The organism is Mycobacterium rhizamassiliense (assembly GCF_900157375.1).
GTDB lineage: Bacteria > Actinomycetota > Actinomycetes > Mycobacteriales > Mycobacteriaceae > Mycobacterium > Mycobacterium rhizamassiliense.
In genome coordinates this window covers 3,008,208-3,030,074 of record NZ_LT721901.1, presented here as the reverse complement: position 1 = coordinate 3,030,074, position 21,867 = coordinate 3,008,208, and the positions used below count along the sequence as shown (strand labels likewise).

Genomic DNA, 21,867 nt, shown 5'->3' with positions numbered 1-21,867 from the left:
GCCTTCTCGTCACCGCCGTGGGCGGCTACGCGGAAACCCCAGGCGGTTCTCCACGATGAGGCTGCGCAGCACCTCGCTGGACCCGCCGTAGATCGTCGACGCAACGGCACTCCGATAGTGCGCGTCCAGGGCGCCGTCCACCGCGCTCTGCGGATCGGTCCAGTCGATCATGCCCGCGGCCCCCGCGATGTCGATTGCCGCGGCCGATGCGCGCACATAACTTTCCGGCCCGAACAACGCCGAGACCGGACCCGGCTTGTCGCCCTCCGCGTCGAGGAAGGCCACCCGCAGGTCCAGCAGCTCAGCCACCTCGGCTTCCATCGCCATCCGGGCCAGGCGTTCGCGGACCAAGATGTCGTCGATCAGCTCGGCGCCGTCGGGTCCGCGGTGCGTGCGGGCGAACTCCAGTGCATCGTCGGCGACCCACCCCGTCCGCGACCCAGGGGCAACATTCTGTTCGGCCTCGAGCGCAGCCCGCATCACCGCGAAGCCCTCGTGTGCCTCACCGACTCGGTTCGCATCGGCCACCCGCACATCGTTGTAGAACACGATATTGGTCCGCTCGTGCCCCATGGTGTGCACCGCCTGGATCTCGATACCGGGCGTATCCAGCGGCACAAGCAGCATCGTCAGGCCGCGCGGTCCCACCGATCCGGGCTGGGAACGGGTGAGCAGGAAGCAATAGTCGGCAAGATGGGCGAACGTCGTGAAGATCTTCTGCCCGTTGACAATCCACTCGTCGCCCTCGAGCTGAGAACGGGTCGCGCAGGCGAACACATCTGAGCCACCCGCGGGCTCCGTGTACCCCAGACAAATCAGGACCTCACCGGCGGCGACTCCTGGCAGGACCCGGGCTTTGAGTTCCGCCGAGCCGGCGGCACGGATCGCGTTGGCCGGCAGCATCGTCGTACCGGGGCCGGCGGTCGGCACCCCCCCTTTGCGCAATGCGTTCCACAGTGCGGCCGCCTCGAACGGATCCAGTCCGGCGCCGCCCTCGTCGACCGGCCACCCCGACGCGATCCAGCCACGCTCCCCCAACTTCCGGGTGAGCGCGCGATCAACGCCGTCGCCGGTCCGGCGCTCGTGCTCGATCACGTCGCGGGTCACATGCTCGGCCGCGAATTCCTCTGCCTCGCAGCGAATTCGGGCCCAGTTCTCAGGTTCGCTGAAGTCCATCGCGTCACCGACCTCTGGTTGGCACAGGACCGAACCGCCGGTCGGCGACAGTGAGCAGCTCGCGTCGCGGGTCGACGAACGCCGCAACCCATGCCTTGGCCCTGCGGTAGTACAGCTGGATGTCGTACTCCTCCATGAACCCGTATCCCCCGTGGACGTGCAGACTGTGCGTCGTCGCGTGATAGGCCGTTTCGGCGGCGAACACGAACGCCATCGCTGCCAAGGCGCCGGCGTCGTCCTGCGCGGAATCCATTGCCCAACAGGCCTTACGGGCCAACAACTGGGCGCCATCCAGCCCGGTGACCGCGTCGGCGAACGGATGCGCGACCGCTTGGTACATTCCGATCGGCTGGCCGAATGCCTCGCGCACGACCGCGTACCGGGAACCGATCCCCACCGCCTCGGAAGCCAACCCGACCAGCGCCGCCGCGCGCAGCACACGTACCTCGTCGAGCGCGGTGTCGAAGATCGCGCGCGCCTCGCTGCCTTCGGCGAGAACCGTGGCCGCACCCGGGACGTCCCACCGGGCCAGCGATAGCCCGCCGAGGTTGCGGTGCGCGGTCCTGGACAGGCCGTCCGGCCGGTTCACATAGACCAGGGAGTCTCCGTCGAGAGCCAGCACGGCATCAGCGATTGCCCCGTCGACTAACCACTGCTGCGTGGCCGAGCCGGGCCGGGTGGCCAGTGACACGATGACCGATCCGCTCAGCACCGGCCCCAGCAATTCCTTCTCACGCAGGCGACCCAGAACTCGCGCCGCGGCCGCGGTCTCGGCGACCGGGATGGGGGCGAGGCGTCGGCCGGCTTCCTCGGCCACCAATGCCAGTTCGAGGAGGCCGCCGTCCCCGCCCCCACAGTCTGAGGGCACTCCGATACCGAGCGCACCGACATCGGCATAGTGCCGCCAGAGCAGCAGGTCGAAACCTGAGGGCTCTGCGCTACGCACCCGCTGTGGCGTGGCCTGTTTCCCGAACAAGGCCGCGAACGCATCGCGGACAGCGCGATGCTCCCGCGTCAGCGATAGATCCACCTAATTCCTCCTCGCAATCGCAATGCCCTCGACATCGGCAACACGCGAGCGCCGCCACAGAAGGCACGTTACCCGCAAACGGATGGATGCACGACGAAAAAGTAAACGCATATCCTCTTTTAACGCACTCGATGCTAGAGTCAGTCGCACATCTAATTGTCGCACTGTTGAGCAGCCGCCATTCTGCAATGCAGGTATGGCGAGGCACGAGGAGGATTTCAATGACGTCGCGATTGGGCTATCTGGTCTTCGATGGTGATAACCACATGTACGAGACACGCGATGCGCTCACCAAGTTCCTGCCGCCGGAATACCACGGCGCGATCAGGTACGTCGAAGTCGACGGACGCACCAAGATCGCGACCCTAGGACAGATCAGCGAGTACATCCCCAACCCGACTTTCGACAAGGTCGCCGCACCGGGAGCCCAGGAGGACTACTTCCACAACGGCAACCCCGAAGGCAAATCGCACCGCGAGATTCTGGGCAAAGCGATCGAGGCAACCCCCGCGATGCGTGAACCGGCGCCCCGGCTGGAGCTGCTCGACGAACAGGGCATCGACAAGTCGATGATGTACCCGACGCTGGCAAGCCTGGTGGAAGAACGTTTCCGTGAGCACCCCGAGGCGACGCACACGATCATTCACGCTCTGAACCAGTGGTTGCACGAGACCTGGCAATTCGACTACAAGGGCCGCATCTTCACCACGCCGATCATCACCTTGCCGATCGTGGAGAAGGCCATCGACGAACTGAACTGGGTGGTCGAGCGCGGTGCACGCGCCATCCTCATCCGGCCGGCGCCGGTACCCGGGCTGCACGGCCCGCGGTCATTCGCGTTGCCCGAATTCGACCCCTTCTGGAAGCGGGTCGTCGAGACCGGCGTGCTGGTCATCATGCACGCCTCCGACAGCGGGTATTCCCGATACGCCAACGACTGGGAGGGTTCCGGCGAGTTCCGGCCGTTCCAGCCGTCGCCGTTCCGCTCCTACTACAGCCTGGCCCGCAACCCGGCCGAGGATGCGGTCGCGGCGCTGGCCTGCCACGGACTGCTGACACGGTTTCCCGAGCTTCGGATCGGCATGGTGGAGAACGGGACTACCTGGCTGCCCCGGCTGCTGGAGAACCTCAGGGACACCCGCAAGAAGATGCCGCAGCTCTACAGCGAAGATCCCGTGGAGGCCATCCATCGCTGCATCTACTTCAATCCCTTCTGGGAGGAGAACGTGGCCGAACTCGCGAAGCTGGTGCCGATCGATCACCTGTTCTTCGGCTCGGACTACCCGCATCCAGAGGGCTTGGCCGATCCGCTCAGCTACCCCGACCGTCACCCGGAGCTGAGCGACGCCGAGGTCGCCATGGTGATGGGCGGCACCCTGTCGAACATGATGCGGGTAGACGCCTGAGATGTCGACTGACCACGGTGCGGGATCGGCCACCAAGCCACGCGAGGACGGCTCCGCTATGGAGTTCAATCCGTACTCCGACAGCTTCTTCGACGACCCCTATGAGACCTACCGTTGGATGCGCGACGAGGCGCCGGTGTACTACAGCGAGCGCTGGGATTTCTACGCGCTGACCCGTCACGAGGATGTCGTTGCCGCCCACCGCGATTGGGAGACGTTCAGCAGCTCCTACGGTGTCACTCTGGACGCACTGTCGATGCGACACCAGTTCGACACCAACATGCTGATCATCATGGATCCGCCCGAACATGAACGGCTGCGCAAGCTGGTACGCCAGGTGTTCACCAAGGCGGCTATCGCCAACCTGGAGCCACTGGTGACCGACGTCGTCACCTCCTACGTCCACGCCCTAAGTGGCAGAGATGATTTCGACATTGTGGCCGACTTCGCGGCGCTGTTCCCGGTCGAAATCATCTCCTCGATGCTCGGCGTCCCCCCTGGAGAGCGCCAGCAGATCCGGCTGTGGACCGACGGATTCCTGCACCGCGAGGAGAACAACCCCTTCGCCACTGAGAGCGGCGTGGCGGACTCGTTTGCGATGAACGATTACTTCCTGGCCCTGTCCAAGGAGAAGCGGCGCCAGCCCGACGACCTGATCATCAGCAGGTTGGTGACCGCGACCTACGAGGACGAGACCGGGGTGACGCACCGGCTCACCGACGAGGACATCGCCACGTTCGCGGTGCTGATAGCGGCGGCGGGCAGTGAAACGGTTACCAAGCTAATTGGCAACGGCACCATGGCTTTTCACCACAATCCCGATCAATGGGAATTGGTGCTCGCCGATCCCGGACTGATCCCCGGCGCGATCGAGGAGATGCTGCGCCTCAACCCGCCTTCGCAGTATCAGGGCCGGTTCGCCACCCGAGAGGTCGTGCTAGAAGGGGGCACCATCCCGGCTGGATCGCCCACCCTGCTGGTCACCGGCGCCGCGACGCGTGACCCGCGGGCCTACGATCGGCCCGACGCGTTCGACATCAAACGGGGAGGCTCTACCACCCTCGCTTTCGGATACGGCGCCCACAGCTGCCTGGGCTCCTGGCTGGCGCGACTCGAGACACGAGTCGCCTTGCACGCGATCCGCGAGCAGTGGCCGCGGTTCACGGTGGACACCGACGGTTTGCGGCGAGTGACGATGTCCAATGTGGCCGGCTATTCGCACATCCCGGTGCACGTCGGCTGATGGCCGCGGCGCAGACCGCGGCGGATGCATTCCCCGGGCTGCCGGGCAGCGTCCCCGAGCTGCTGGCACTGCGGCGCACCGAGCCTGACGGCGAGTTCCTGGTCACCGACTCCGAGCGGCTGAGTTTCGCCGAGGCCGACGCGCAGTCCAGGACACTGGCGGATGCGCTGTTAGCGTCGGGCGTGGGCAAGGGGACCCGCGTCGGCATCTTGTTCCCCAACTGCGCCCAGTGGCTCATCGCGTGGCTGGCCGCCGCACGCATCGGCGCGCTTACCGTCCCGTTGTCGACCTTCGCCCCGGGCGTCGAACTCGCCAGACTGCTGCGCCACACCGACACCCAGGTGCTCTTGATGGGCCCCTCGATTGCAGGCCACGATCTGGTCACCCGAGTCGCCGATGCGCTACCGGGCTTGGCCGACGGCAACGCGGCGATCGCCCTCGAAGCTGTCCCCTACTTCCGGCGGGTGCATGTCTGGCCCGACTGCGACCGGGAGTGGACAACGCCGTGGCCGGGCAGCACTGGCCCCGTCGCGCCGCTGACCGGTCCGGCCGAACAGGAGGTCGGACCTGCCGACGAGCTCGTGCTGGTGACGACGTCTGGGACCACGGCGCTACCGAAATCTGTGGCACACACCCATGGCAGCCTGGTGCGTCACGCGGCCATCCTGGCCCGCCACCGCGGCGTCACCTCCGTCGATCGCATCTACTCCCCCATGCCATTTTTCTGGGTTGGCGGACTGACCATGGTTGTCCTGCAGGCACTCTCGACGGGAGCCGCGATCCTGGCCCAAGATGTTTTTGAACCCGGTGCCACACTGGCGCTGCTCGAAAGGGAGCGGGCCACCTTCATCTCGTGCTGGGCGCAGGCCAGTCAGGCCATGGCCGATCACCCCGACTTCGCCAAGCGCGACCTGTCCAGCGTCCGGGGCGGCACCATGCTGCAGGCGCTGCCGCCCGAACAGCGGCCCAGCGAACCCGAGCTGACCCCTAACCTGCTCGGCATGACCGAGACCGGCGGCCCGCACACCATGGTCGAGGTGCCCGACACCCCGCTGCCGCAGACACGGCGCGGCTCCTTCGGGATCCCGTTGCCCGGGCTGGTGCAGCACCGGATCGTGGACACCGCAGGCGTTCAGCTGCCGCCCGGGCAGGAGGGGCAGATCCAGGTCCGCGGCCAGATCCTGATGAGCGGGATCTACAAGCAGGAACGCCACGAGGTGTTCACCGACGACGGTTGGTATGACAGCGGGGACCGTGGATGGTTCGACGACGCCGGGCATCTGCACTTCACCGGTCGCGCCAGTACCCTGATCAAAACCGCGGGGTCCAATGTCTCACCGGCAGAGGTCGAATCGGTCCTGGACGCCATGCCCGGCGTGCTGCACAGCTTCGTCGTCGCCCTGCCCCATCCAGTTCGCGGCGAGGTCGTCGGAGCCGCCGTCGTGCCCACGCACAGCGCCCAGTTATCCACCGACGCCGTCGCCGCGCATGCCCGCGCCAACCTCTCGGGGTTCAAGGTGCCGACGGTGATCGCGATCCTCGCCGAGAGCGAGCTACCGATGTTGCCCACCGGCAAACTCGACCGCCAGGGCCTTGTCGGGCTGTTGGGTGGTGGGTCAGTTTGAAAGTCAGTTTCGCGCGCGAACACCCGCGGTGGCTCCGGCGGATTCTGCCAACCGGCCAGCAAACGACTGGAGGGCAGTTACCCATCGATAGCTGGGTCTGTATGGGCATACGTTCCATCTATGTCGCTGCGGCGGTCGGCGTGGCCATCGCCGTCTTGCTCGTCGCCCTGGTCGTGCTGACGGCGGCGTCGTCTGCTCACGCTGACACTGGCATCAATGGTTACGTTCAATGCCTAGGGGGCGACGCGAAGCCCCCGCCGCCGGGGGTAAGTGCTGAAGATTGGTTTCCCAGCATTCATGTCATCGCAACGGATCTCAATTCTGGCGTGCCCCCGGACCAAGTAGCTCTGAGGTTAGTGAATATGGGAGTCAAGCCGAACGATGCCGTTGCCCGAGTCCAGTGTTTTATAGCCAACCAACCGCAAGGAGAAGGGCATTGACGCGGTCAAGAAAGCCGCTATCGACGCCAAGATCGACGACCTGACAGACCGCCCTTCAAACCGCCCTTGCGGCCTATGGCCACAGCTGCCGGACTTTACCGTTTGCGGGCAGGCATGTGCGCACCGTGGCGCAGTGCGCTTTCGCCCTCACTAGCCTGTCGGCATGGGCGTCGCCGACATGCCCGGCTGGCATCGATCGACCGAGCCCGTCAGCCTGCCAACGACAGCTGGCGGGCACTCACCACCCGCAACGCCACCCGGCTAGTGAGTCCTCGCCGCTAGGTCCGGCGGCGTCGACCCTGGCTGGGCCCCAACGGATTCGGGTCAGCCGCGGCGCCGTCTTGCCGCGTTAAATCTTGCGGTTCTCGGACTTGATCATCCAAGCGAGCTTCTCCAGCGAGTCGACGATCTCGTGGAGCAGATCGCTCGTGCTGAGGTCGTCGGCGTCGACGGCGTCATGCACGTTATGGATGGTGTCGACCGTGTGGTCTCCCGGGTAAATCGGGAAGGCGCGAGCGCGGCACGCCGGCCATCCCTACGCAGGCATCAGCCGGCGGCCAGTCCCGGCAGCAGAATGGCAACCAATCCGTCGGCGTGAGCCCGAATCCAGTTGGGGCTGTTGGGATCCCGCCCGGTGAGAAGGCGGACTTCGGGCGCATTGACGTAGGGCAACGATGCCGCGCCAATGAGCACGTAGTACAGGATTTCGTTGTCGATAGGTGCAGCAATGCCAGCCTTGCGAAGTACCTGCCAGGCCGGTCGGATCCCGTCGAAGAAAGGCTTTACGTGCGTTTCGGTCATCCACTTCAACCGGTCGGTCTCCGCGGTGCCCTCATGCACCATGATCTGGTTGAGCTCCGGGTGCTCGGCGGCAAATGCCACGAATCGACGTATCCCTTCGGCGAACGCCGCAGCCAGCGCCGACACGTCGACGCCGGTGAGCGCCGCGGGTAGGACGCCGTCGAATGCCTCCCGCAGCAGCCCGAAGAGGTGATCCACCGCGGCCATCCACAGCGCGGTTTTCGACTCGAAGTGGTAGTTGATCTGCGGCTGATGCGCCTGCACGCGCAGCGCGATGGCACGTGTCGACGCTCCGTCGAAGCCCTTGGCTCCGAACTCGACCAGTGCCGACTCCAGCAAGTCCCGCCGGATGTCGGTCCTGGCCCGACGCAGGCGCACCTTGGTCGGCATTGGGGTCTTGCGTTCCATGGTTCGAAGTGTATACCGTTATTATCAATCGATAATAACGGTATGGAAGGTTAATTCGATGAGCACTGCCCCTGAGACCACGAACCAGTACCGAGTTGGCACATCGGCACGTCTGTTGCCGCTATCGAAAGATCCGTTCCAGGCGCCGACGGATCGCGACATGTTGCCCTCGGAGCGGCGGCTATTCGTTCAGACCCACCGGACCTGTGTATTCGGTTACGGCCGGCGATCGGACGGCCCGGCGATGTCGATCGTCTACTACGTACCAGACGACAACGGCGACCTGCTGGTGGCGACCATGGCCGAGCGAGCCAAGGCCAAAGCAGTGGCCCGAAACGGCAAAGTCAGCCTCTGTGTACTCGACGAGACCTGGCCGTTCGCCTACCTCCAGGTCTACTGCGAGGCCGTGATCGACGACGACGAGGAAACCCTCGTCGACGTGATGATGGCAGTGGCTGAACGCATGTCGGGTGACCCAGTGCCAGCGGAGATGCGCCCCGCGGTCAAAGCTGTCGCAGAGCAGGAAGGCCGGGTGCTGGTGCGCTGCCGGCCCTACGCGACGTTCGTGACGCCGCCGCGACACTTGCACAGCAACAACCAGCAGGAACTGACCCACTGGGTCTCGGCGTCAATGCCCTGGGACGCTCCCGACCCGGTGACCAATTCCTAACCCGATGACCATTCAAGACGACCAGGCCGGCCAAGACTGCACACGCCCGGAGTTCAGCGGGCCAACGACGCTGAGCGCGGCGGGGCATCGACTGATTGCCACGTATCGGCGAACAGGAGCGGACGTACCGTTCGGCGACCCTGTGCCTTGGCACGGTGGCGAGATGGAGGGCTGGTTTTGGCGGCTCACCGATTCTGCGTCCGGTCGCGTCGTTGTGGCGCTGTGCAGCGTGAACCAGCATCCAGACGGAGACTGGGCCACCGTCGCGGTCGGCTTGCACCCGGGTGGAATCCTGCGGACCGCCGTTCTGGACGGGGCGCGTGCCGCGCAGTCACGATTCGCGTTGAGCGCCGGGACTACCCCACTTAACGCGGTTACTGCAGACGTCGATCGGCTCCGTATCGACCTTGATGACACCCGCCTCGAGCTGAGATTCGCCAATTCGTACGCGTGGCCGAAGGCCTTCGCTGGCGGTGGGCTCATCTCATCGATCCCGTGGCTCAACCAGTATTGGCATCCCTACCGCCTCGGCGGCACAGCTACCGGGACCGTCGAATGCGGCGGCGAACACTGGTCGTTTGACGCCGCCACACTCTATGCGGAGAAGAACTGGGGCCCGGGCTTCCCTGAACGCTGGTGGTGGGGCCAGGCACACGATTTCGGTGGCGCCGACGTGTCGGTGGCGTTCACCGGGGGCCTTGTGCAACTCGGGCCGATCCGCCGAGATGCCGGATTGGTGGTCGTGCGGCTCGGTGACCGCGTGATCCGCATCGCGCCACCGGCCCAGGTGCGCTCGCAAGTCGGCTCCGGCCGCTGGACCGTACGAGCCAAGTCGCTGCGGTACCAGATCGATCTCGACGGCGACGGCACAGGGCTCGAACCGCACGACCTTCCCGTGCCACTCCCCGCCGAGCGACGCAACGTCGGCGCTGCCGTCGAACACCTGGCTGGCCGCCTTCATTGTGTCGTGCGCGAGTTCGGCCGAGTGGTGTTCGAGGGCACCTCCGAACTGGCAGGGCTGGAAGTGGGGAGCTTGCCAGACCGTTCGTGAGTGAGTCCTGGCTGGGCGCGGCGCCGCTACGAGTCCGCCGAGCGGTCGCGGCTGGTCGGGTGCTGAGTTGGTCCCACCCAGTCCGGGCGTCGACAGCATCGCCAGCGCGCAGGCTCACTTTCCGCGGCCCGCGGCCTTCATCCGTTTCAGGTTGGCCATCACGACGGTCTTCCCCTCGGTCGCGGCCAACGCCCGGGTGTGTCCGAGATGATGCATGTCGAAGCATGACGCGATCGCGGTCGAGAAGCCCATGGTGTCCAGGGTGTGGTTGACCGCACGCTTGGCCATCCGCAGCGCCCAGGGATCGGTTTGCGCGACGCGGTGTGCGAGATCCATTGTGGCCGAACGCAAGTCGTCCAGCGGTACGACGTGGTTGACCATCCCGCAGCGCAGTGCCTCCTCGGCGCTCACCGAACTGGCGGTGAACAGCATCTCCTTGGCCTTGCGGGGCCCGAGTTCCCAAGTGTGAGCGTGGTATTCGACGCCCATGATGCCCATCAGTCCGACCGGGTCGGAGAACTGCGCGTTGTCCGCGGCGACGATGAGGTCGCACGGCCAGCACAGCATCAACCCGGCCGCGATGCACTTGCCCTGCACCGCGGCGATGGACGGCTTGGGGATGTCGCGCCAGCGCTTCGCGTACTCGAGGTAGCCGCGGGTCTCCCAGTCGTAGTAGGTGTCAGCTAGCAGCTTGCCGTCGGAGCGTTGCGGACTAAGGCTGCGCCCGTCGGCCGACGGATCGGTGCCCGACATGTCGTGCCCGGCGGAGAAGTGCTTACCGGTGGTCTGCAGAACGATGACCCGGACCTCGGGGTCTTCGTCGGCGCGCCGCCAGGCGTCATCGAGATCTTTGAGGATGCCCGGGGTTTGGGCGTTGGCGGCGTCGGGGCGGTCCAGGGTGATGACCGCGACCCGGTCGTCGACGTCGTAACGGACGAAGTGTTGAGCTGTCATGGCTGCATTCCTTTCGGTGGGGTCCTAATGACGCTTTCCTGCGCGAAGGACGCCACGTGTGATCCGGTCTGGGTGTACACGTCTCCGGTGGCGAAGCCGCGTCCACGGGCCAATCGCACGCCGTGGATCTGCACCCGCAGCCACTGCGCGACGTCGAACGGCTGGTGAAACCACACCGAATGCGTCACGACGCCGGTCTGGACGCTGACATGGGCGTCGCGCTGGCTGACCCCGGGCACCGCTTTGAGCAGGGTGCCGATCAGCGGCCAGTCCGAGATGTAGGCGATGACGGGTTGGGCAAGCGTGGTATCGGTGAAGTCGGGGCAGCGCATCCAGAACCCGAACTCCGCGGCCGCGGCATCCTCGACATCCAGACCGTCGCCGATCAAGCGGGCTTCGCCCGGGATCACTGCGAAGTCAATGGGTTTGGCGTCCATCGGATCACCGGCCGCGGCGGCGCTGTACTGATAGTCGTATCCGTCGTCGGCGCGGTCGACGAGGATTGACGCGGTCGCGATCACCCGGCGGGCGGACTCCTGGCCCTGCCACGCGACAGCGCGCCGATACCCCAGCGAGCGCCCGTCGTGGGTTTGTTCCAGGTCCAGGTACAGCGGGTCAGTGGCGCGTCCGGCGCGAGGGAACGCGATTTGCAGTGACTTCACCGCTTTGGCCGATCCCGGCGGTGCGGCGGCTGCGATGAGCTGAGCCATGATTTGTCCGCCGAAGATCCGCTCGACGCTCGGGTCCGGGACGGGCAGCACCGTGCGGCCCTCGGTGTCGTCACTCAGGGTGAGCATGGCGCGAAATTGATCGAGGTTCATCCCAGCCTCTCTGCGGTGTTCGCCGTTGCGACCAGCTCGAACTTCTTGACCTTGCCCGACGGTGTCATCGGCAAAGCGTCCACGAAATGCCATGCGACGGGGGTCTTTTGGCGTGCCAGTCCGGTGGCGTGCAGGTGACGGGACAGGTCGTCGACGGATGCTTGGCCCGGCTGGTCGAACACGATGAACGCCACCGGCACCTCACCGAATCTGGCGTCGGGTCCGGGTACTACGGCCGCGTGACGCACTGCGGGGTGCGTGAGGAGCAGGTCTTCGATGTCGCGGGCAGAGAACTTCTCGCCGCCGCGGTTGATCACGTCCTTGACCCGCCCGGTGATGGTGACGTAGCCGGCACCATCGACGAGGCCGACATCCCCAGTGGAGAACCAGCCCGCGTCGTCGAGGGCAGCCCGGTTGGCCGCAGGGTCGAGGTAGCCCAGCATCTGCTCGGGTCCGCGCACCAACAGCTCGCCTGCGCAGCCCGCGGCCAGCGGCTCGCCATCCGTCCCGACGACCCGGACCTGCACCCCAGGGGCGATGGCGCCATCGGTCTCCGCGCGCAGGTCGAATGGATAAGCGCGGTTCATCACCGTCACTGTCGGAAGCTCGGTCATCCCGTAGACTCGCGCGGCCGGAATTCCCTGCTCTTCGCTGCGTTCCATGACCGCGCGCGGCACCGCCGCCCCGCCGCAGGCGAACATCCGCAACGGCAGGTGCACGCGGGCGGCGCGCGCGGCTTCGGTCAATTCCTGCAGGAATACCGTCGCCCCGGCCGAATAGGTCACCCGGTGACGCACGATGTCGGCGACTGCCACATCGGCTTCCCATCGGTCGGCCAGCACCGCGGAGGCGCCAACCTGCAGCGGGATGGTCATCGCGTTGAGCACGCCGGTGATGTGCTGCAACGGGGCGGCCATGTAGGCGACGTCCTCCCAGGACAGGCCCCACGCATCGGCCAGCTGGCGGGTTTCGGCGAGCAAGGTGCGCGACGAGTGCACTGCGGCCTTGGCACCCGACGTGGTCCCGGAAGTGAAGAGGATCAGGCAGGGATCATCGGCCCCGACGGCGGCGGATTCTTGGCGCCGACCGTGCGAGACGACCACGTCGAACGGCGACCAGCCCGGCCGGGTTCCGCGCAGCAGGACGCGGGCAGCGTCGCCGAGACCGGCCCCGGCGAGCAGGTCGTCGAACGCTTCGGCGTGGGCGAAGCCGCGAAACGTCTCGGCGGTTACCACCGCGGCCGGCCGTACCTGCTGGATGACCTGGCGCAGCTCGTGTTCCCGGTAGAACGGGGCGATCGGGCAGCTCACCGCGCCGGCATGCCAGACCGCCAGGCCCAGCACGTGGGCTTCCCACCAGTTCGGGGTCTGCCAGCAGACCACGTCACCGGGGCCGATACCGGCTCCGGCCAGCCACGCGGCGGCGCGTTCGACTACCTCGAGCAGCTCCTGATAGGTCAGCTGATGGCCGCCTTCGATGACGGCCGGCTGCGAACCCCACTGACGGGCAGCGCGGACGACCGACGCAGACATCGTCTGGTCGCTGATGTAGCCGAAGCGTCGGTATTCCGCGAGGCGGTCCGGGGCGACCGGCGGCGCGACGATATCGGTCGCCGTCAGTCGAGTTCGGTTCATCCTCATCCGCCCATGCTCATCCCGCCGTCGACGGTCAGGACCGCCCCGGTGACATAGGAGGCGAGGTCGTCGAGCAGGAACGCGACAGCGTGCGCCAGCTCCTCGGGACGACCCCAGCGCCCGACCGGGATCATCGACGTCACCGCATCCCGGTCGGTGTACACCAGCTCGGCCGACATGTCGGTGTCGAAGCTGCCGGGGATCACGCAGTTCACGGTGATGCCCTTGCGCGCGACGGCGCGAGCGCAGGATCTGGTGAGGCCGACGATGCCGCCCTTGGCGGCGCCGTACGCGACCTGCACCGGACTGCCCAGCAGCGCCGTGACCGAGCCGATGTTGACCACCCGCCCGAAATGCTGCTGGGTCATGTGCGCCAGAGCAGCCTGGCTGAGGAAGAACGCCGACGACAGGTTCACCGCGACCTGTCGGTTCCAGTCCTCGGGGCTGACCTCGCTGAGCCGTTGCTCGTTGACCATCCCGGCGTTGTTGACCAGATAATCCAGCCGCCCATGCTGCTCGAGAACCTCGGCGACCAGGCTCTGACAGGAAGCCGGCTCGCCGACATCCGCCTGATGCAGGGTGACGGTGGCCCCACACCGCGCAGCGTCGTCGTGCACCGCGTGCGCGGCGGCGGCATCGCGGGCGTACGCGGCGGCCACCGTGACACCGGAGTGCGCTAGCCGGTCGGTGATGGCACGACCTATACCCCGGGTTCCGCCCGTCACCAATGCGACACGGCCCATTACGGGGTCCTCGCGTTCTTGGCTGCCACTCGTGCGCTCAGCCGCTCCAGCAGGACGCGATGCTCCTCGGTGTCAAAACACTCGCTTTCCGCGCGGGCACAGTGCGGCAGGATCGCGGCGACCCGATCTATATGCGAGTTCAGCAGCTGGCGCGCCTGCCGGACGGCCTGCGGCGGGAGCGCGCTGAGGCGCTCAGCCAGCTGCAGCGCCTCCTCCAACACGTCGGATGCGGGAACCGTGCGGTTCGCCAGCCCCAGGCGGTGGGCTTCGATGCCGCTGACCCGGTCTCCCAGGAGTAGATGTTCCTTGGCGGCGGACAGGCTGGTCAGCAGCGGCCAGAGCACCAACCCGCCGGCGCCGTCGAGCAGTCCCAGCGAGACCCGCGGGTCGCTGAGGAAAGTGTCTTCGGCCATCACGACCAGGTCGCACAGCAGCGCTACCGTGACGCCGGCCCCGACCGCGGCGCCATTGACGGCGGCGACGGTCGGAAACGGCAAGCGCGTCATGACCCAGAACAGCTCCTGGTGGGCGGCGAGCACGGTCTCGCGCATACGGCGGTCCTCGCGCATCGCGCGGATGGTCTCGAAGTCCCCGCCGGCGCTGAACGCGGCGCCCTGGCCGGTCAGCACCATCGCGTGCACATCAGGGTCGTCACGCAGCGCAACGACCGCCGCAAGCAGGGCATCGGTGATCTCGCCGTCCATGGCGTTGGCCTTCTCGGGCCGTGCCAAGGTCACGCGCGCCACCGACCCGAGACGGTCGACGACGACGGCCGGATGCGCATCCGTGCGGGACGGATCGCCGCCGCTCACAGATCTACCAGCCGGGGGATCGTCCCGGCCGAAATCAAATGGGCGCCGATCACCGTGGGCAGTTCGCGGGCCGAACCCAGCACCGAATCCAGCACCAGCGCGCGGGCCAAGAAGCGGTGGAAGGGATGCTCGGCGGTGAAGCCGATGCCGGCTAGCACCTGCTGACACTGGGTGGCGGCGATTCGCGCCGCACGCCCCGCCAACGATTTCGCCAGCAAACCCGCCAAAACGGCATCGTCGGCGTCCCAGGCCAGTGCGAGGGCCGCGACGGCGCCCTCGCGAGCGACGTGTGCGTCGGCCAGCCGAGTGCGAACCGCTTGAAAGGAGCCGATGGGCCGGCCGAATTGCACGCGGCTGCAGGCATGGTCGACCGCAAGGTCGATCATCTGCCCGACTGCCCCGACGATCTGGTATCCCAGTGCGAGCCGGCCTGCCGTCGCCACCGCATCCCAGGCCGCAACGGCCTGCTTGCCGGCCAGGATCACGTCGGGCAGCACGTCGAGGCCGGTGACTTCCATCATCGCCAATGCCGGATCAAGACCATCGATCCGCCGCGTCGAGATACCCGAGGACTCCTGCAGGTCAATCCAGACCAGCTCACCGCGGATCGCGACCGGTGCCAGATACCTTGGGGCCGGGCGCGCCCCGATGACCAGGCCGCGCACCGCCAGCGGCTCGCCGTCGGTCGCGCCGACCAGGTCGGCATCGATGCCGGGCAGCACGACATTGCAATCTGTTGTCGACATCGGCAGGTATTCGCCCAGTGGCTGCAGCAGCACATCCTGCAGCGACGTCGACATCGATCCGGCTCGCCCGAGCGCGGTGAACAGCGCCGACACCGCATCGCGGGGCGCCTCGGCGAGCAGGTCGGCGAACCCAAACGCATCGAGCGCCTGTGCAAGCTCGGTCCCGTCGAGCTCCTCGGCCAGTCCGCGCAGCGTCGTCGCCATCAGCGTCCGCTCCGCGGCGTCGATGGTGTGGGCTTCAGTCACGCGCTTCTCGGCAATCCAAGCAGCCGCGACGCCACGATGTCTTTCTGAATTTCACTGGTGCCCCCGTAGATGGTGGCCGCACGCGAGTACGCCCACTCGCGGCGCCACGCCCGGCTGCGCGCGGTGTCACTGGTTTCTATTTCGCCTCCCAGCAGATCGCGCGCCACGTCGAACACGGCCTGGTCGGCGGCGGCAATCATGATCTTGTCCACCGAGGCCTCAGCACCGGGCAGATCACCGGCAGCGATGCGGTCCTGGGTGCTCTTCGAGGTGGCGCGGAAGGCCCACAGCAGTTGACAGGCCTCGCCGAGTGCCGACGCGGACGCGCCGTCGTGTGCGGTGTCAAGGAGCAGACCGAGATGGTAGGCGAGCCAGGCGCCGCGCTGCCAGAAGATCGGGCCGCGTTCGCACGACAAGATGAACTGTGCGACCCGCCAGCCGGCGTCGAGCTCTCCGAGCAGGCGCTCCGCGGGAACCTCGACGCCGATGAACGACGTCGAGCAGAATTCGTCGACGCCGGCCATCGTTTCCAGTGGGCTCGCGGTCACCCCCGGTGTGTCCATGTCCACCAGAAAGGCGCTGATGCCGCGCGACCCGGCGTCGCCGGTGCGGGCCAGCACGATACACCGGGTGGCATGGTGAGCCCAGCTGGTCCACAATTTCTCGCCGTTGATCACCCAGCCGTCACTGCGGGGGCGCGCGGTAGTCCGCATCGATCCCAGGTCGCTGCCCGCCTCGGGCTCGGAGAAGCCCTGGCACCAGAATTCCTCGCCGCGCAATAGCAGCGGAAAGATCTCCTCGACCAGTTCGGGTCGACCGAACTCGGCCACCGCGGGCCCGAGCACCTCATGCATCGACCAGGACGTGGTGTGCACCAGCGCTCGGCTAGTGAGCTCCTCGCCGAGGACGGCGCGCAGGATAGGCGAGCCGCCTAGGCCACCGATCCGCGTCGGCCATCCCCAGCGCATCCAGCCGGCGTCGAACAGCAGCCGCTGAACTCGTCGTTGGTGGTTCAGCTGGGCCTCGACACTTTGGTCCTCGAGCCCAGGGACCAACGACTCGCCAACCTGGTCGATCCAGCCCCGAACTCCGGCGCGAAAATCGCGCACCTCCACAATAACCCCCCGTTCTCAGGACTCGATGAACCCAGAGGCGACATAGGCCTGACGGATCGGCGGCTTGAGGTCGTCGGGGAACGCAGTCTGCGGCGGCCGGGCGGGATGGTCGCCGATGGGGAGGCCGAGCAACGAGGCGCCGAATTTGAACCCGGCTCCCCAGTGCGTGAACATTCCGGGGCGGGCGGGATGGGACTGATAGCGGCGGCTCGCCTCGCGCATCGCGGTCAAACCGGTGTCGGCCGCGAATGTGTCGGCGCGCTCAAAATCGCGTTGCACCAGCAGCGCTCGCCATTCGCTGAACAGCAGCGCGCCCGGCTTCTCGTAGAGATAGAGCGCCGAACCGAGCGCTCCCGGGTGGGGTATCCCTAGCCGTATCCCGGCCTCGTCGGCCGCTTCCCATAGCACCATTTCCGGGGCCTGCTGATGGATCGCGAGGCTGTGCTGCGCGTCGAGCAGCCCGTTTTTCAGCCCGCACAATGCGGGAATCTCACGGTAGAGCTCGACGCATTCCTCGGGAGTCAATATCAGCCCGGTCGAGTGAGAGTTGAAGAAGCCCAGCGGCATGTCGGTGCGATCGGCGACATAGCGCAGGTATTCCAGCACTCCGGGCTTGCCCGAGCACTCGAAATAGGGCGTCAGGATGTAGCAGATGTCGGCGCCCAGCTCTTGGGCGTTCAGCGTGAGCTCGACGGCCTGCTTGGCGGTATCGGTGCTCGACATCACCTGCACCAGCGCGCCGGGTTTGACTCGTCGAGCCTCCTCGATCGCGACCCGGACTACTTCTTTGAGTTCGTCGGTGGTCAGTGACCAGAATTCGGCGATACCCCCGGTCAGCCAGATACCGTCCTGGTCCAGGTCGACCAGGCAGTGCCGCACCAACGCGCGCAGTGCCCCGTAGTCGATTTCGTCGCCGTCGAGACCGCAGAATGGCGTGTAGAGCGAACTGCAATTGCCCCACAGGTGTTCCGACGCCCAGTCCTTCGCCTCTTTGCCGGTGACACCTGTGACCACAACCGACTCCTTCTGCACTTTTGCCCGACGCGAGTTTCTCGGGCCAGGTGATGACTACCACGTACGCGTCATGGTAGAACCATATGTGCATTGCGTGCAAGGAACAAGTGCACAGTAGATGCACCATGATCCGCGTATTTCGATACGGCCGCAGACGGCAAGCATGAGGAGTTTGATGTCGCAGAGCATGGAGGGCCGGGTCGCCGTGATCGCCGGCTCATCGAGGGGCGTCGGCCGAGCCACTGCGATCCGCCTCGCGCAGGAGGGCGCGAAGGTAGTGCTGTTGGCCCGCCGCAAACTACTGCTCGACGAGGTCGTGGAGGTCGCCGGGCCAAACGCCATCCCGATCGTCACCGATGTCACGAGCAGCCACGATGTTCACGCCGCCTTCGATCAGATCGCGGCGCAGTTCGGCCGCATCGACGTCCTGATCAACTCCGCAGGTGCCAGCCGGATTCGGCTGATCGAAGAAGCCAGCGACGAGGACATCGCCGTCACGGTCAACACCAACCTGATAGCTCCCATCTACACCACGCGCGCAGCCATCCCGCTGCTGCGCGCGGCCGGCGGCGGCGACGTCATGAACATCTCGTCGGAGATCACCCTCGACGACATGCCGATGATGACCCTTTATGCCGCCACCAAGCGTGGCCTCAACGCTTTTACCGGAGCAATGAGCAAGGAGCTGCGACGAGAGGGCATCCGGGTGACCCTGGTCATCCTCGGCGCGGTTGGAGATACCGGCATCGACGAGAACTTCGGCCCGGGCGACATCGAAAGGGCCTGGCCGTTGTGGGAAGCCGACGGCTACCTGACCCGAATGAGTGGCACCCACTTTCTCACCTCGGCCGCCGTCGCTGACGTGCTGCACGACGTCATCACCCGGCCCCGTGAAGTGATGATGGACGTGATCCACGTCCGCCCGGCGAGCAGCTGACCACCGCCACCGCGACGGGCCAATCCCGGACCGGAAACTGAAGCAGCACAAGGAGACAAAGTGATTCGACCGATGGACGGCGTCCGAGTGCTGGAGGTGGCACAGTTCACCTTCGTCCCGTCCGCGGGTGCGGTCCTAGCCGACTGGGGCGCGGACGTCATCAAGGTCGAACACGCCGAAACCGGCGACGCCCAGCGCGGCCTGAGCTCCGTGATGGGCATGGCGGTCGGCAGTGGTTCCTTTGCCCCGTTGATGGAACACCCCAATCGGGGCAAGCGCAGCATCGGCCTGGCGCTGGAGCAGCCCGGGGCGCTGCAGGTCCTGCACGAACTAATCCGCACCAGCGATGTGTTCCTGACGAACTTCCTGCCCGCCGCGCGACGGCGGCTGGGCATCGAACTCGATGATGTCCGCAAGATCAACCCGGACATCATCTACGTCCGCGGGTCCGGTTTCGGTGCCGCCGGCCCCGACAGCGAGAAAGGCGGCTACGACAGCACCGCCTTCTGGGCTCAGGCCGGTGGCGCGGTAGGGGCCACGCCGGCGGAGTTCGATGGCCTGCCCAAGATGCCTGCCGGCGCCTACGGTGACTCGCTCGGCGGCATGACCATCGCCGGAGGCATCGCGGCGGCGCTCCTAGCGCGCGAACGCACCGGCGAAACGTCGGTGGTCGACGTCTCCCTGCTCGGCGTGGGTGCCTGGGCCAGCGCTCTCTCCGTCGGTTTGGCGCTTCTCGAGGGCGGCCCACCGGCGCCGCGCGCGCCCGGTAACACGGCGCCGACGAACCCGCTGGTGGGCAACTACCGAACCGCCGACAACCGTTGGCTCGTCCTGGCGATGCTCCAGCCCGGGCGCTATTGGCCTGAGTTCTGTCGGCACATCGACCGCGAGGACCTCATCGATGATGAGCGATTCGCTAGCGCCGAGGCACTCATGGGCAATACGCCGGCTGCGGCCGAGATCGTGCAGGAGGTCCTCGGCGCGCGGACCCTCGCCGAATGGGTCACCCGGTTCGCCGGTATGGAGGGCCAATGGGCCATCGCGCAGGATCCGTGGGAAGTGGGCCAGGACGCGGCGTTGCGGGCCAACGGAATGATCGCCGAAGTACTCGACATCGACGGCACCCCCCGGGAACTGGTCGCCAACCCGGTCCAGTTCGATGAGAAGCCGATACAGATCACGCGGGCGCCCCAATTCGCCGAGCACACGGACGACATCCTGCGCGCGCTCGGCAAAACCGACGACGAACTGATCGACCTCAAGGTCAGCGGCGCGGTGACCTGAGGAGAGCCGCTTCGGGTGTCAGGTCGCGGTGCGCAGGATGGCCGCCGAGCAGAAGGCCCAGAGGTCATCGACACTGGTCGACCGCCCACCGGACAACACCGCGGAGTGCGACGTCGCCAGCAGTAGTTCCTGCAGCAGCGCGGCCTGGGTGGCTAGCGGGACGTCATCCCGGAGCAGGCCTGCCTCGGCAACCGCTTCGAGCAACTCGACGATGAACGAGTGCAGGGGTTCCAGGGCGTGAGCGAGGTCATTGGGGCGGGATTCGGCGAGCCGCAGGTGCAGCACACTGAGGCCGCGCGCCAGTCGGGCCGGCATCGCGGTGATTTCGGACAGTGCCTCCATCAGCGTCCGCAGCCGCAGCACGGGATCCGTGATGCCCTCACACCGCTCCCGCATCATCGGCATCGCCGTAGTCCGCAGGATCGTCTCGTACACCGCCAACAGCAGGCTGTCTTTGCCGTCGAAGAAGGTGTAGAACGTCCGCTGCGACATGTTCGATTTGTCGACGACGTCCTGGATGGTGAAGTCGCTTTCGTCGCGCTCCCCGAGGAGTTCTATCGCCGCCGAGACGAAGCGGTCGCTTCGGGCCTGGGCACGCGCGCGGGCGTTGCGCAGTGACCGGTCGACACTGTCCCTTTGCCAGCCCGGTACATGCGGCTCCGCGGGCTGATGATTTTTCTTCGCCTTCAGCTCAGTTGACCGCGCCATGACGCTCCGCTCTCTCAAGGTCGACTTCGGCCAGGAAGTCACCGATGACTCCCCTGACCGTATCCGGGCACTTCTGGTGGGCCGAATGCGCCGCGCCAGCGATCTCGACAAACCGCGCCCGTGGATTGACTTGCGCGAACCGCCGACCCTGTTGCTGACGAGTCGATTCGTCCCGCTCGCCTGCCATCAACAGAATCGGGCACGCGACGCTGGCCAGCGTGTCCTCGGTCAATTCGGGCCAAGCCACGCTGTCCTCGTGCATCGCCGTGACCAGGTCACGCCAGTGCTCTGGCCCATGGGTGGCCTCGTGCAGGCGTCGCAGCGCGAAGGGCCAACTCCGGTACAGATGCTCCAGCCGCGGAGCGCGGTAGTCGATGGGGCGCCCCGTCCCGGGAGAAATGAGGACCAAAGATCGCGCTGTTCCCGGATTGTCTAGCTCCAGCGTCAGCGCAATCTCCGCGCCGTAGGAGAAACCCACCACATGCGGGCGACCCAAATCGAGGTACTCGATGAGATAGCGCAGGTCCGCGCGGACCACGTCCCCCGTCGTCGCCGTCGGCCGGAATTCCGATCGGCCATGGCCGCGCAGATCGGGCAGGATGCATCGATAGTCCGGCCCGAGGGCGGCGGCCAGGCCAGCCCATTCGAACTCGCCGGTGGCCGTCGCGCCATGGACGAACAAAATCGGCTGTGCTCCGTCGCCGACCACCGCATAGGCCAACGTCAACCCATCGTGTTGATAGGTGAAGGCACGAGGCGTGCCCGGTCGGTCCGTCATGCATGCTCCCCAGCAACGTGGTTCTCGTCCTCGGACAGAGCACAGGTCCGTTCGAAGACAGACGACCGCGATTCAGCCCTCATTTATCCCCTTACGCCCTCGGCTGACGTCTACCAAATTCTTGCCTTGCGCCCATTATGTTCTACTAGCACGAACCGCTTAGGTGCTGTCTGACGAGGTTAACATGCTAAAGCAGAGCCAGCCTGCCTATCGCGGCCGGTGACA

The 21,867-nt window shown here is 66.4% G+C and carries 21 protein-coding genes and 1 pseudogene; 8 read left to right on the top strand and 14 right to left on the bottom strand.

Annotated elements, in window-relative coordinates:
* Positions 1-9: 9 nt before the first annotated feature.
* Complete coding sequence (locus tag MRAB57_RS14900) at positions 10-1,176, bottom strand: acyl-CoA dehydrogenase family protein (protein ID WP_077088055.1); 1,167 nt, start codon at positions 1,174-1,176, stop codon at positions 10-12.
* A gap of 4 nt (positions 1,177-1,180) precedes the next feature.
* Positions 1,181-2,206, bottom strand: coding sequence for an acyl-CoA dehydrogenase family protein (locus tag MRAB57_RS14895; RefSeq protein WP_077088054.1), 1,026 nt, complete (start codon positions 2,204-2,206; stop codon positions 1,181-1,183).
* Between the two features lie 221 nt (positions 2,207-2,427).
* On the opposite strand from MRAB57_RS14895, the gene MRAB57_RS14890 reads away from it, so the two are divergent.
* The 4 genes from MRAB57_RS14890 (at position 2,428) to MRAB57_RS29530 (ending at position 6,920) form a co-directional block, all read left to right on the top strand.
* Positions 2,428-3,612 carry an amidohydrolase family protein gene (locus tag MRAB57_RS14890; RefSeq protein ID WP_077088053.1) on the top strand — a complete coding sequence of 395 codons (1,185 nt, stop codon included), beginning with the start codon at positions 2,428-2,430 and terminating at the stop codon, positions 3,610-3,612.
* Position 3,613: 1 nt separating this feature from the next.
* Positions 3,614-4,855 (top strand): cytochrome P450, encoded by a 1,242-nt coding sequence (locus MRAB57_RS14885; RefSeq protein WP_077079667.1) that lies wholly within the window; start codon positions 3,614-3,616, stop codon positions 4,853-4,855.
* A complete protein-coding gene (locus tag MRAB57_RS14880; RefSeq protein WP_077088052.1) occupies positions 4,855-6,480 on the top strand; it encodes a class I adenylate-forming enzyme family protein in 1,626 nt (541 codons plus the stop codon). Before MRAB57_RS14885 ends, MRAB57_RS14880 begins: the two co-directional genes overlap by 1 nt.
* Before the next feature lie 107 nt (positions 6,481-6,587).
* The gene (locus tag MRAB57_RS29530; protein ID WP_077082056.1) at positions 6,588-6,920 is read left to right on the top strand and encodes a hypothetical protein; all 333 of its coding nucleotides are present in this window, start codon (positions 6,588-6,590) and stop codon (positions 6,918-6,920) included.
* Between the two features lie 349 nt (positions 6,921-7,269).
* Here MRAB57_RS29530 and MRAB57_RS14870 read toward each other — a convergent pair.
* Positions 7,270-7,404 (bottom strand): annotated as a pseudogene (locus MRAB57_RS14870) (DNA starvation/stationary phase protection protein); the annotation flags it as partial.
* 62 nt (positions 7,405-7,466) lie between these two features.
* A complete protein-coding gene (locus MRAB57_RS14865; RefSeq protein WP_077079665.1) occupies positions 7,467-8,129 on the bottom strand; it encodes a TetR/AcrR family transcriptional regulator in 663 nt (220 codons plus the stop codon).
* 58 nt (positions 8,130-8,187) lie between these two features.
* Between MRAB57_RS14865 and MRAB57_RS14860 the strand changes: the two genes are divergently transcribed.
* Both MRAB57_RS14860 and MRAB57_RS14855 read left to right on the top strand, forming a co-directional pair.
* Entirely contained in the window at positions 8,188-8,799 is a 612-nt protein-coding gene (locus tag MRAB57_RS14860) for a pyridoxamine 5'-phosphate oxidase family protein (RefSeq protein WP_083743421.1), read from the top strand.
* 343 nt (positions 8,800-9,142) lie between these two features.
* Complete coding sequence (locus MRAB57_RS14855; RefSeq protein WP_245835925.1) at positions 9,143-9,850, top strand: tocopherol cyclase family protein; 708 nt, start codon at positions 9,143-9,145, stop codon at positions 9,848-9,850.
* Between the two features lie 114 nt (positions 9,851-9,964).
* Here MRAB57_RS14855 and MRAB57_RS14850 read toward each other — a convergent pair whose 3' ends face one another.
* Genes MRAB57_RS14850 through MRAB57_RS14815 form a run of 8 tightly spaced genes read right to left on the bottom strand, consistent with a single transcriptional unit; the run spans position 9,965 to position 17,935 of the window.
* Positions 9,965-10,804: an enoyl-CoA hydratase gene (locus MRAB57_RS14850; protein WP_077088051.1), complete on the bottom strand. Its 840-nt coding sequence runs from the start codon at positions 10,802-10,804 to the stop codon at positions 9,965-9,967.
* A complete protein-coding gene (locus tag MRAB57_RS14845; protein WP_173813936.1) occupies positions 10,801-11,601 on the bottom strand; it encodes an acyl-CoA thioesterase in 801 nt (266 codons plus the stop codon). The genes MRAB57_RS14850 and MRAB57_RS14845 overlap by 4 nt, the downstream gene beginning before the upstream one ends.
* 20 nt (positions 11,602-11,621) lie before the next feature.
* Positions 11,622-13,265 carry an AMP-binding protein gene (locus MRAB57_RS14840; protein WP_245835924.1) on the bottom strand — a complete coding sequence of 548 codons (1,644 nt, stop codon included), beginning with the start codon at positions 13,263-13,265 and terminating at the stop codon, positions 11,622-11,624.
* On the bottom strand, positions 13,262-14,002 hold the full coding sequence (locus MRAB57_RS14835) for an SDR family NAD(P)-dependent oxidoreductase (RefSeq protein ID WP_077088048.1): 741 nt from the start codon (positions 14,000-14,002) through the stop codon (positions 13,262-13,264). Before MRAB57_RS14835 ends, MRAB57_RS14840 begins: the two co-directional genes overlap by 4 nt.
* A complete protein-coding gene (locus MRAB57_RS14830; protein WP_077088047.1) occupies positions 14,002-14,814 on the bottom strand; it encodes an enoyl-CoA hydratase/isomerase family protein in 813 nt (270 codons plus the stop codon). Before MRAB57_RS14830 ends, MRAB57_RS14835 begins: the two co-directional genes overlap by 1 nt.
* Positions 14,811-15,806, bottom strand: coding sequence for an acyl-CoA dehydrogenase family protein (locus MRAB57_RS14825; RefSeq protein ID WP_245835923.1), 996 nt, complete (start codon positions 15,804-15,806; stop codon positions 14,811-14,813). Before MRAB57_RS14825 ends, MRAB57_RS14830 begins: the two co-directional genes overlap by 4 nt.
* Positions 15,803-16,921: an acyl-CoA dehydrogenase family protein gene (locus MRAB57_RS14820; RefSeq protein WP_077088046.1), complete on the bottom strand. Its 1,119-nt coding sequence runs from the start codon at positions 16,919-16,921 to the stop codon at positions 15,803-15,805. The genes MRAB57_RS14825 and MRAB57_RS14820 overlap by 4 nt, the downstream gene beginning before the upstream one ends.
* A 15-nt stretch (positions 16,922-16,936) precedes the next feature.
* The gene (locus MRAB57_RS14815; protein ID WP_245835922.1) at positions 16,937-17,935 is read right to left on the bottom strand and encodes a dihydrodipicolinate synthase family protein; all 999 of its coding nucleotides are present in this window, start codon (positions 17,933-17,935) and stop codon (positions 16,937-16,939) included.
* Between the two features lie 175 nt (positions 17,936-18,110).
* Here MRAB57_RS14815 and MRAB57_RS14810 point away from each other — a divergent pair, with 175 nt between their 5' ends.
* Both MRAB57_RS14810 and MRAB57_RS14805 read left to right on the top strand, forming a co-directional pair.
* Positions 18,111-18,872 carry an SDR family oxidoreductase gene (locus MRAB57_RS14810; RefSeq protein ID WP_077079657.1) on the top strand — a complete coding sequence of 254 codons (762 nt, stop codon included), beginning with the start codon at positions 18,111-18,113 and terminating at the stop codon, positions 18,870-18,872.
* A gap of 72 nt (positions 18,873-18,944) precedes the next feature.
* A complete protein-coding gene (locus tag MRAB57_RS14805) occupies positions 18,945-20,156 on the top strand; it encodes a CaiB/BaiF CoA transferase family protein (RefSeq protein WP_083743418.1) in 1,212 nt (403 codons plus the stop codon).
* Between the two features lie 18 nt (positions 20,157-20,174).
* On the opposite strand, the gene MRAB57_RS14800 is transcribed toward MRAB57_RS14805, so the two are convergent.
* Entirely contained in the window at positions 20,175-20,864 is a 690-nt protein-coding gene (locus tag MRAB57_RS14800) for a TetR/AcrR family transcriptional regulator (protein WP_077079655.1), read from the bottom strand.
* A complete protein-coding gene (locus MRAB57_RS14795; RefSeq protein ID WP_245835921.1) occupies positions 20,848-21,585 on the bottom strand; it encodes an alpha/beta fold hydrolase in 738 nt (245 codons plus the stop codon). The genes MRAB57_RS14800 and MRAB57_RS14795 overlap by 17 nt, the downstream gene beginning before the upstream one ends.
* Positions 21,586-21,867: the final 282 nt, after the last annotated feature.

Bases quoted from the DNA above. Each gene is read 5' to 3' on its own strand.
- MRAB57_RS14900 (WP_077088055.1), bottom strand. From the start codon at position 1,176: ATGGACTTCAGCGAACCTGAGAACTGGGCCCGAATTCGCTGCGAGGCA.
- MRAB57_RS14890 (WP_077088053.1), top strand. From the start codon at position 2,428: ATGACGTCGCGATTGGGCTATCTGGTCTTCGATGGTGATAACCACATG.
- MRAB57_RS14885 (WP_077079667.1), top strand. From the start codon at position 3,614: ATGTCGACTGACCACGGTGCGGGATCGGCCACCAAGCCACGCGAGGAC.
- MRAB57_RS14880 (WP_077088052.1), top strand. From the start codon at position 4,855: ATGGCCGCGGCGCAGACCGCGGCGGATGCATTCCCCGGGCTGCCGGGC.
- MRAB57_RS14865 (WP_077079665.1), bottom strand. From the start codon at position 8,129: ATGGAACGCAAGACCCCAATGCCGACCAAGGTGCGCCTGCGTCGGGCC.
- MRAB57_RS14860 (WP_083743421.1), top strand. From the start codon at position 8,188: ATGAGCACTGCCCCTGAGACCACGAACCAGTACCGAGTTGGCACATCG.
- MRAB57_RS14850 (WP_077088051.1), bottom strand. From the start codon at position 10,804: ATGACAGCTCAACACTTCGTCCGTTACGACGTCGACGACCGGGTCGCG.
- MRAB57_RS14845 (WP_173813936.1), bottom strand. From the start codon at position 11,601: ATGCTCACCCTGAGTGACGACACCGAGGGCCGCACGGTGCTGCCCGTC.
- MRAB57_RS14840 (WP_245835924.1), bottom strand. From the start codon at position 13,265: ATGAGGATGAACCGAACTCGACTGACGGCGACCGATATCGTCGCGCCG.
- MRAB57_RS14835 (WP_077088048.1), bottom strand. From the start codon at position 14,002: ATGGGCCGTGTCGCATTGGTGACGGGCGGAACCCGGGGTATAGGTCGT.
- MRAB57_RS14810 (WP_077079657.1), top strand. From the start codon at position 18,111: ATGTCGCAGAGCATGGAGGGCCGGGTCGCCGTGATCGCCGGCTCATCG.
- MRAB57_RS14805 (WP_083743418.1), top strand. From the start codon at position 18,945: ATGGACGGCGTCCGAGTGCTGGAGGTGGCACAGTTCACCTTCGTCCCG.
- MRAB57_RS14800 (WP_077079655.1), bottom strand. From the start codon at position 20,864: ATGGCGCGGTCAACTGAGCTGAAGGCGAAGAAAAATCATCAGCCCGCG.